Genomic DNA, 8,466 nt, shown 5'->3' on the forward strand with positions numbered 1-8,466 from the left:
TATGAGAAGATTACCCGTGTATCTGGTACTTGACACATCCGGTTCCATGACCGGCGAGCCGATCGAATCATTGAAGAACGGTGTACAGGTGCTTATATCCACCTTGCGCCAGGATCCCTATGCCCTGGAAACAGCCTGGCTGAGCGTGATCACCTTCAATACCACAGCGCAGCAACTGGTACCACTCACCGAATTGTCAATGTTCCAGATGCCGGATCTTCAGGCAGCAGGCACCACCTCCCTCGGAGAGGCGCTCAACCTCCTCTCCCAGAAGGTAGACACCGAAGTGGCCCGCACCACCGCCGATACCAAAGGCGATTGGAAGCCACTCGTGTTCATCATGACCGATGGTGAACCTACCGACGACTGGCAGAAAGGCCTTGCCGAATACCGCAAACGCAGGTTCGGCATGGTCGTCGCCTGCGCAGCCGGCCAGGGCGCCAACACCAACGTACTGAAACAGGTTACCGATACCGTCGTACAATTGGATACCGCCGATTCCTCCACCATCAAGGCATTCTTCAAATGGGTGTCGGCCTCCATCAGTACCGGTAGCCAGAAAGTGGAAAGCAGCGGACAGGAAGTGACTGGATTGAACGAATTACCACCACCACCACCAGAAGTAAACGTAGTAGTATAACATGACGCCCGACATTAAACATATCTCATTCGATCTATGGATGACGTTGATACGCTCGGCCAAAGACTTCAAGAAAGAAAAGGCCAAACTTTTCTGTTCTTACTTCGGCCTGCACCAGGTAGATCCCGATCATGTAGTGAAAGCCTTTAGAGAAACCGATCTGATGTGCAACCGCATCAATGAAACCGTTGGTAAGAATGTCGACTCCCTCGAAATGTACATGCTCGTCATGAGCAAGCTGGGCATCGACCTCTCGGGCATCGAACTGCATCACCTCGAAACCTATTATCAACTCACCGAAAAAGTATTCTTCCAGCACCCGCCTCAATTGTTCAACGAAGAAGTGCTGCCCATACTGGCCAATCTCAAAGACAAAGGCTACACCATCAGCATCCTCAGCAATACAGGTTACATAAAGGGCCGCACCCTGCGCAAACTGATGGAGCAAACCGGCATCGCCGCCTATATGGATTTTCAGGTCTACTCCGATGAGGTGGCGGCCTCCAAGCCTTCGCCCAACATATTTGAACATCTGTACCGGCAGGCTAATGAACTGCACAACGGACAGCTGGACAAACAAGAGATCGTGCACATCGGCGACAACCCGCTGGCCGACGTCGGCGGAGCCACCAGCTTTGGCGTCAATGCATTATTGATCAATGAGCAAAACATGACCCTTCAAAACATCACCGATGAGCTCAGTGTACTCGTTGCATAAGATCAGTGGGTTTGATACGCTCTCGTTCAATCCGGCCGACTACAGCCGCTTCAAATTCGGAGACGGCCGCGTCGCCACCGCATTTGGGGAAACCCTGGCAGCAGGTTTTCTGCAGGAACATGAAACCGATCTCCGCAGCGGCCGGCAGACAGTCATATTGCCCAGCCCTTATTTTGCCATACCCACCGCCTCCTATGCCATGGCGATGGCCTTTAAAAAGATCATCAACCGCTTCCTCGCCGCCAACCGCCTGCCGGTAGCCGAAGAAGCGCGCATACATCGTTTCAAGACCTATAGCCTCGATTATGGCGAACTCGATGCCGATAGCCGGCTCAACCTCATCATCAATGATAAATACCACCTCGATAGCCAGTTCCTGCAGGGAAAGCTGTTGATCTTTATCGATGATATCCGCATCACCGGAAGTCATGAATTGGTGATCCGCAACCTGCTCAAACAATTTGGCCTCGAAAAAGAAGAAGCTTGCTACCTCTACTTTGCGCAGCTGGAAGGAAAAGACATTCACCCCAGAATAGAGAACGATCTCAACTATCACTATGTAAAGTCGCTCCACGATCTGCACAGCATCATCAATGGGCACGACTTCCAGGTGAATACGCGGATCGTAAAATATATACTCAACACTGAATTTGCAGCGTTTGACCCCTTCATTGCCCGGCAAACCGCGGCCTTCCGTGAGCGCCTCATAGACCTGGCCATCAGCAATGGCTACCATGAAATGGAGGAGTACCGGAAAAATTATTTACACCTGATTTCGATCACCTATAAAAATCATCCTATATGGCAATCAACTTACAAAAAGGACAACGTGCAAACCTTGACCTTCCCAAATTTACAATAGGCCTCGGCTGGGATACCAATGAAGCCCAGGTAGGCACCGGCTTCGACCTCGATGCCTCCGTGTTCGTGCTGGGCGAGAACAGGAAATTACTCGCCGACGAATACTTTGTGTTCTACAACAACCTGAAATCACCCGATGGATCGGTGGCGCACTCCGGAGACAATACCACCGGCGCCGGCGATGGCGATGACGAAACCATCCAGATCGATTTGTCAGGCATCAATCCGGGAGCCCGGGAGATCTGCGTGGTGGTCACCATTCACGACGCACAGGGCCGCAAGCAAAACTTTGGGCAGGTAAGGAATTCGTTTATCCGTGTGTTCAATGCTGCCACCAACGAAGAGATCATGAAATATGAACTGGGGGAAGATTTCTCTATTGAAACGGCGGTGGAGTTTGGCCGTATTTACAAGAAAGATGATAGCTGGCGTTTCGAAGCCGTAGGCATTGGCCACAGCGGCGGTCTCGAACAGTTCCTTTCCAAATACAATTAAAAAAGCAAGCTGGCAGGCAGGTGATCTGCTCCCAGAGCGATCCCTGCACCCTGTCATCAACAGCAGCAAGCACCATGAGACGATTACCGGTTTATTTATTGCTCGATACCTCCGGCTCCATGCGGGGCGAGCCCATAGAAGCGGTCAAGAACGGACTTGAATCGCTCGTGGGATTCCTGCGCCAGGATCCCTTTGCGCTTGAGTCAGTTCACCTTTCCATTATCACGTTCGATCGGGTAGTTAACAATATACTACCCCTCAAAGACCTGGAAAGCCTCATACTGCCCGAGATCACTACGCCCGAGTCGGGACCCACCCACCTTGGCCAGGCGCTTGAATTGCTGTGCGAACTCGTCGATCTGGAAGTGTTGAAAAGCACACCCGATCAAAAAGGCGACTGGATGCCACTGCTGTTCATCATGACAGATGGTAAACCCAGCGACCTGCAGAAGTACCGCGAAATGATCCCCGAGGTAAAGCAGCGGAACTTTGGCGAGGTCGTAGCCTGTGCCGCAGGCCCGCTGGTAGATGATAAGCTGCTCAAGGAATTGACGCAAACCGTCGTACACCTCGATACTGCCGATAGCGCAACCATCAAAACATTCTTTAAATGGGTGTCGGCCTCCGTTAGCACGGGCAACCGTAGCATGGGAGCCGGAGGCGATGTGGTATTGCCACCGCCGCCACCACAGGTAAACATGGTTATATAAACAGATCCTATGTATTTTATCTTATGGAGCATACTCAACCTGCTGATCATTGGCCTGTTTCTCTACTCGAAGCTGTTGCCCTATAAAGACAGGCTCGATACGAGGTATAAAGGCACTTTTGAGTTCTTCAGTAAGTTGTTCAACCCGATACTGAATTTCCTGAGAAGCGTATTCAAACCATTTCAGGTGGGTACAGGCCTTTCAGTCGATATGTCGCAGATCGTATTACTCATCGTCTTATTGCTTTTATTGGGTGCTACCCGATTCTAAACCAAACCTGTAAAATCAACACCTAAATCCTAAGCTATGCGTAGATTACCGGTTTACTTCCTCATCGATGTGTCCGAATCCATGGTAGGCGACCAGATGCCTTATGTAGAAGAAGGGATCGCTACGATCATCAAAGATCTTCGCTCCGATCCCTATGCCCTCGAAACCGCCTGGATCTCCATCATCGTATTTGCAGGGAAAACCCAACGCATTGTACCGCTTACCGAACTCACCTCTTTTTACCCGCCCCGTATGCCCATTGGGGGCGGCACCTCATTTGGCGAAGCGCTCGAGTTCCTCATGCGCGACATCGATACCAATGTCGTGAAAAGCAGCGCCGAAGTAAAAGGCGATTGGAAGCCCATCATATTCCTGTTCACCGACGGCGCCCCTACCGATAATCCCGAAGCGGCCGTAAAGAAGTGGGTGGATCAATACAAGAAGAAAGCCTCCATCATAGCTATATCGCTGGGCGAGAACACCGATACCGCCTTACTGGGCCGGCTCACCAACGATGTATTACTCGTGAAGAACCTGGCACCGGAATCGTACAAATCATTTTTCAAGTGGGTAACGGCTTCGATCAAAACGACCAGCATGAGCGTGTCGGAGAACAATATAGACGGGCCGCAGCTCGCACGGATCGACGAAGCTTACATCAGTAAAGTAGAGCAAACGCCCGACAAGTCGGCCAAACCCATCGATAACAATTTTGCGGTCTTCCTCTCCAAATGCCAAACTTCAAGGAAACCCTATCTCATCAAATACAAACGCGGCGTGGCCCCCTCGAAGATCGAAGGACTGTCGCTCGAAACGCAGTTCTTTAAACTGCAGGGCAGCTTCCCCGTAGACGATACTTATTTTCAGCTGAGCGATAATACACCCACCAACCAGAAGATCAGCTCGGGCGAGCTGGTAGGCTTCCCGCATTGTCCCTGTTGCGGCAACCAGTACGGATTCAGTACCTGTGCCTGCGGAGGCATCATGTGTACCGGCGATGAAGAAGAAAGTACCTGCCCCTGGTGCAATACCAAGGCCAGGTTCGGCTTCGCCTCCGGTCACCAGGATATCAACCGCTCACGAGGATAACAACAACACAACAAATCCAATAAACCGTGGACAAGATCGTATTCCCCAACGCCAAAGAAAAAGAACCCTACAGTTATACCATCGAGTGGGATAAGTTTGCCCTGTCCGATATTGGAGAACATTATTTTGAAGGATTGGAGGCTGTTGGTCTCAGCTACGATACAGCCACCCGCTCTATACAGGGAACGCCCAGTATCCCCGGCGATGCCAGCGTAACCCTGTACTTTCGGCCGGCGGCGAGTGTAGCGGGCGAAATGCAGACGAAGCCCGTACACCTGTTCATCAACTTCGATCCCCGCAGTTTGTGGACGGAGCACGAACCGGCTGCCGATGAGCCTTATCAAAAACCACACACCGATCACGTATTGGATACCAGCGGCGCCAGGACCATGGTGGCCGCCAGTAAGCGCGGGCGTTCACACGCCCGCGAAGCCAAGTTCCGCGAAGATGATTTCGACCTGCTGTACCGCGCGGATACGGGCTGGTACATTATGGCGGTAGCAGACGGCGCCGGCTCCGCGAAATATTCGCGCGAAGGTTCCCGCATCGCCTGCAGCACGATGATAGAGCAATTAACGCAGGCGGCCATGCAGGAGAAGCTGCAGGAAATAGAACCCCTCCTGGCACAATTCGAAAACAGTCCCGACGATGCCAGCCGCAAGGCGATCGGCGATATGCTCTACAGCACCCTGGGCAACGCCGTTTTACAGGCCTACAAGAATATCGCCAATGAGGCCGCCATAAAGGAGGCTTTAGTCAAGGATTATGCAACTACCTTGCTTACGACGATCGTGCGTCAATACGGCTCCAAATGGTTTATAGGAGCCTTCTGGGTAGGAGATGGGGGAGTGGGGATCCACGTGAAGGGAGAGGTGCCTAAAATACTCGGCGATCCCGATACCGGTGAATACTCCGGTCAAACCCGCTTCCTGACCATGAGCGAGGTATTTGAAGCCACTTCATTGTACAAACGCATCCGTTTTCAGCTGGTCGACAGCTTCGATGCGCTCGTGCTCATGACCGATGGCATCACCGATGCCTGGTTTCATACCGATGCCAACCTCCAGAAGGCGGAGAAGTGGAGCGAGCTTTTTGCAGAAATGCAAAAAGAAGTGACGCTCACCCACGAAAATGAACAGGCGCACAACGAGCTCTTGCAATGGCTCGACTTCTGGGTAAAAGGAGAATACGACGACCGTACCATCGCAATACTATTTTAACTATGGCTAATACGATCAAAATAAAAGCTGCCGACGGCTCCGATGTAGAGTTTGTCAATGACATGATAGGCCAGGGAGGCATGAAGGATGTGTATTTCAGCCCCGATAAAACCTATGTGGTCGCCTTCTTCCGCGATAAGCAGGATGCCGTGGCCAAGGACCGCCTGATGACGATCACCGGCACCTTCTACGATCGCATCTTCAAACAGGCCGGCGGCGAATACTGGAAAGATCTGTATTGCTGGCCCACCAAAGTGGTGGAATGGAACGGAAGGCTCGGCATCGTAGCACCCACCTACCAGAAGCACTTCTTCTTCCAAACGGGGTCGCGCAACAACGACTTCCTGCAGATCAAAGGCAAGGAGAAAGAAGGGAAGTGGTTTGCCAGTGCCTTTCACCAGAATAAAAACCTCGACCCCTCCGAGAAGGGGGATTGGTATAAATATTTTCTCATCTGCATCACCATCAGCCGCGGCGTAAAGCGCATGCACGCCGCCGGGCTCGCCCATTCCGACCTCAGTTACAAGAACGTGCTGATCGATCCGGTATCGGGCAGGGCAGCCATCATCGATATCGATGGCCTCGTGGTGCCCGGCAAGTATCCGCCCGATGTATTGGGAACTCCCGATTTCATCGCACCCGAAGTATTGGCCACACGGCACTTGCCGAAGGAAGACAAAGCCAGGAAGTTTCCCGGCATTCCTACCGACAGGCATGCATTGGCGGTAATGATCTATATGTACCTCCTGCGCCGGCATCCACTGCGTGGAGGAAAGGTGCATGATGCAGAGGCTCAAAAAGACGAAGAGCTGTCCATGGGGTCCAAAGCCCTGTTTATAGAGCACCCGACAGATCTTTCCAACAGGCCAAAGCTCAACCAGGTGAAGCCCAGTTACCTGCCCTGGGCCGATATCTCCAAGTTGCCGTATACCATCGTGGGTCCCTATCTCAAGCAGTTGTTTGATAGGGCATTCATCGACGGCCTGCACAATCCCGCCGCACGGCCTACGGCCGATGAGTGGGAGAACGCGTTGGTTAAAACTGTAGACCTGATGCAGCCCTGCCAGAACAAGAGCTGCGAAATGAAATGGTATGTATTCGACAATACTACCACACCCAAATGTCCTTTTTGTGGCACGCCCTACCGCGGGCAGCTACCAATCTTGAATCTGTATTCCAAAAATCCAAAAGGGATGTTTAGCTTTGAAAACCATCGGCTAATGGTTTATAGCAATCAATATATCTACCAGTGGCATATCAACAGGAACATATCGCCCAATGAGCGGCTCACAGCCGATCAGAAAAAGCCGGTAGGGTATTTTGTATTTCACCAGGACAAATGGGTGTTGGTAAACCAGGCAATACCGGGATTGAAAGATATGGATGCCGATCAGGAGATCCCCATCGGCCAAATGCTGGAAATAAAGGACGCACAAAAGATCCTGCTCTCGAAAGAAGAGGGTGGAAGATTGATCATCGTACAAATGGTAAATAATTAAAAAATAGAATACAACATGAATGAAATGATCCAGGAGATCCTCAACAACCCCCTTGCTGCATTGGCGGTAGTTGGGAACCTTATTGTAATTGAAAGCCTGCTATCGGTCGATAATGCCGCCGTACTCGCTACGATGGTGATGGACCTGCCCAAAGAACAAAGAAGCCGTGCCCTGCGCTATGGGATCATTGGTGCTTACGTATTCAGAGGTATCTGCCTGCTCCTGGCGGCATACATCATCAAAATATGGTGGTTGAAACCACTGGGTGGTCTTTATCTCCTGTACCTCGTATGGGATTGGTGGAAGGGCAAACAAACACCGGAAAAAGAAGATGACACGCTCGATAAAAAAAGTAACTGGCTCTACCGGGTAACAGTAGGTTCGCTCGGCACATTCTGGGCAACGGTAGCCCTGGTGGAGATCATGGACCTGGCCTTCTCTATCGATAACGTCTTTGCAGCGGTAGCCTTTTCCGACAACATCATCCTCATCTGGTTTGGGGTGTTTATCGGTATCCTCGCCATGCGTTTTGTAGCGCAGGGATTCGTGAAACTCATGGAAAAGTATGCATTCCTCGAGGCAGCAGCCTTCATCGTTATTGCGATACTTGGTCTCAAGCTGATGCTTTCATTATACGAGCACTTCCAACCCGAAGCCGCATTCAGCAAATTCCTCGGCAGTCATGAAGCCGATTGGGGAGTATCCATCTTAACGATCAGCATCTTTGTATTGCCCATTCTGTATACAATGGCATTCGGAAAGAAAAAGCAGGAAGGCGCCGATGTGTAAGGGAAGAAGGACACACAACTTCATAGGTAAATGAACATAAAAAAAGAGGGTATCTCAAAAGTAATTTGAGGCACCCTTTTTCGTTTTCAGTTTTTAGGTGGGGTTTATCCACAAAAGCACTGTATAAAAAGACGTGACTGAGGGTTGTTTTAGTATTGTTTTTGTGGCTTAAATG

At 51.1% G+C, this 8,466-nt stretch carries 10 protein-coding genes; all 10 read left to right on the top strand.

Annotated elements, in window-relative coordinates; genetic code table 11:
* Position 1: 1 nt before the first annotated feature.
* The 10 genes from P2H89_RS04710 to P2H89_RS04755 all read left to right on the top strand — a co-directional run bounded on the left by P2H89_RS04710 (position 2) and on the right by P2H89_RS04755 (position 8,291).
* A complete protein-coding gene (locus tag P2H89_RS04710; RefSeq protein WP_275825377.1) occupies positions 2-640 on the top strand; it encodes a VWA domain-containing protein in 639 nt (212 codons plus the stop codon).
* Between the two features lies 1 nt (position 641).
* Positions 642-1,358: an HAD family hydrolase gene (locus tag P2H89_RS04715; protein WP_275825378.1), complete on the top strand. Its 717-nt coding sequence runs from the start codon at positions 642-644 to the stop codon at positions 1,356-1,358.
* Entirely contained in the window at positions 1,333-2,220 is an 888-nt protein-coding gene (locus tag P2H89_RS04720) for a phosphoribosyltransferase family protein (RefSeq protein ID WP_275825380.1), read from the top strand. The genes P2H89_RS04715 and P2H89_RS04720 overlap by 26 nt, the downstream gene beginning before the upstream one ends.
* On the top strand, positions 2,160-2,714 hold the full coding sequence (locus P2H89_RS04725) for a TerD family protein (protein WP_275825382.1): 555 nt from the start codon (positions 2,160-2,162) through the stop codon (positions 2,712-2,714). The genes P2H89_RS04720 and P2H89_RS04725 overlap by 61 nt, the downstream gene beginning before the upstream one ends.
* A gap of 74 nt (positions 2,715-2,788) precedes the next feature.
* Entirely contained in the window at positions 2,789-3,424 is a 636-nt protein-coding gene (locus P2H89_RS04730) for a VWA domain-containing protein (RefSeq protein WP_275825383.1), read from the top strand.
* Positions 3,425-3,433: 9 nt separating this feature from the next.
* Entirely contained in the window at positions 3,434-3,694 is a 261-nt protein-coding gene (locus P2H89_RS04735) for a YggT family protein (protein ID WP_275825384.1), read from the top strand.
* A 36-nt stretch (positions 3,695-3,730) separates the two neighbouring features.
* Complete coding sequence (locus P2H89_RS04740; RefSeq protein ID WP_275825385.1) at positions 3,731-4,783, top strand: TerY-C metal binding domain-containing protein; 1,053 nt, start codon at positions 3,731-3,733, stop codon at positions 4,781-4,783.
* Positions 4,784-4,809: 26 nt separating this feature from the next.
* Positions 4,810-6,003 carry a PP2C family serine/threonine-protein phosphatase gene (locus P2H89_RS04745; protein ID WP_275825386.1) on the top strand — a complete coding sequence of 398 codons (1,194 nt, stop codon included), beginning with the start codon at positions 4,810-4,812 and terminating at the stop codon, positions 6,001-6,003.
* Positions 6,004-6,005: 2 nt separating this feature from the next.
* Complete coding sequence (locus P2H89_RS04750; RefSeq protein WP_275825387.1) at positions 6,006-7,502, top strand: kinase; 1,497 nt, start codon at positions 6,006-6,008, stop codon at positions 7,500-7,502.
* Positions 7,503-7,517: 15 nt separating this feature from the next.
* Positions 7,518-8,291 (top strand): DUF475 domain-containing protein, encoded by a 774-nt coding sequence (locus P2H89_RS04755; RefSeq protein WP_275825388.1) that lies wholly within the window; start codon positions 7,518-7,520, stop codon positions 8,289-8,291.
* Positions 8,292-8,466 lie beyond the last annotated feature (175 nt).

It is taken from the genome of Paraflavitalea sp. CAU 1676 (assembly GCF_029223285.1).
GTDB lineage: Bacteria > Bacteroidota > Bacteroidia > Chitinophagales > Chitinophagaceae > Paraflavitalea.

Bases quoted from the DNA above. Each gene is read 5' to 3' on its own strand.
- P2H89_RS04755 (WP_275825388.1), top strand. From the start codon at position 7,518: ATGAATGAAATGATCCAGGAGATCCTCAACAACCCCCTTGCTGCATTG.
- P2H89_RS04740 (WP_275825385.1), top strand. From the start codon at position 3,731: ATGCGTAGATTACCGGTTTACTTCCTCATCGATGTGTCCGAATCCATG.
- P2H89_RS04730 (WP_275825383.1), top strand. From the start codon at position 2,789: ATGAGACGATTACCGGTTTATTTATTGCTCGATACCTCCGGCTCCATG.
- P2H89_RS04720 (WP_275825380.1), top strand. From the start codon at position 1,333: ATGAGCTCAGTGTACTCGTTGCATAAGATCAGTGGGTTTGATACGCTC.
- P2H89_RS04735 (WP_275825384.1), top strand. From the start codon at position 3,434: ATGTATTTTATCTTATGGAGCATACTCAACCTGCTGATCATTGGCCTG.
- P2H89_RS04710 (WP_275825377.1), top strand. From the start codon at position 2: ATGAGAAGATTACCCGTGTATCTGGTACTTGACACATCCGGTTCCATG.
- P2H89_RS04750 (WP_275825387.1), top strand. From the start codon at position 6,006: ATGGCTAATACGATCAAAATAAAAGCTGCCGACGGCTCCGATGTAGAG.
- P2H89_RS04715 (WP_275825378.1), top strand. From the start codon at position 642: ATGACGCCCGACATTAAACATATCTCATTCGATCTATGGATGACGTTG.
- P2H89_RS04725 (WP_275825382.1), top strand. From the start codon at position 2,160: ATGGCAATCAACTTACAAAAAGGACAACGTGCAAACCTTGACCTTCCC.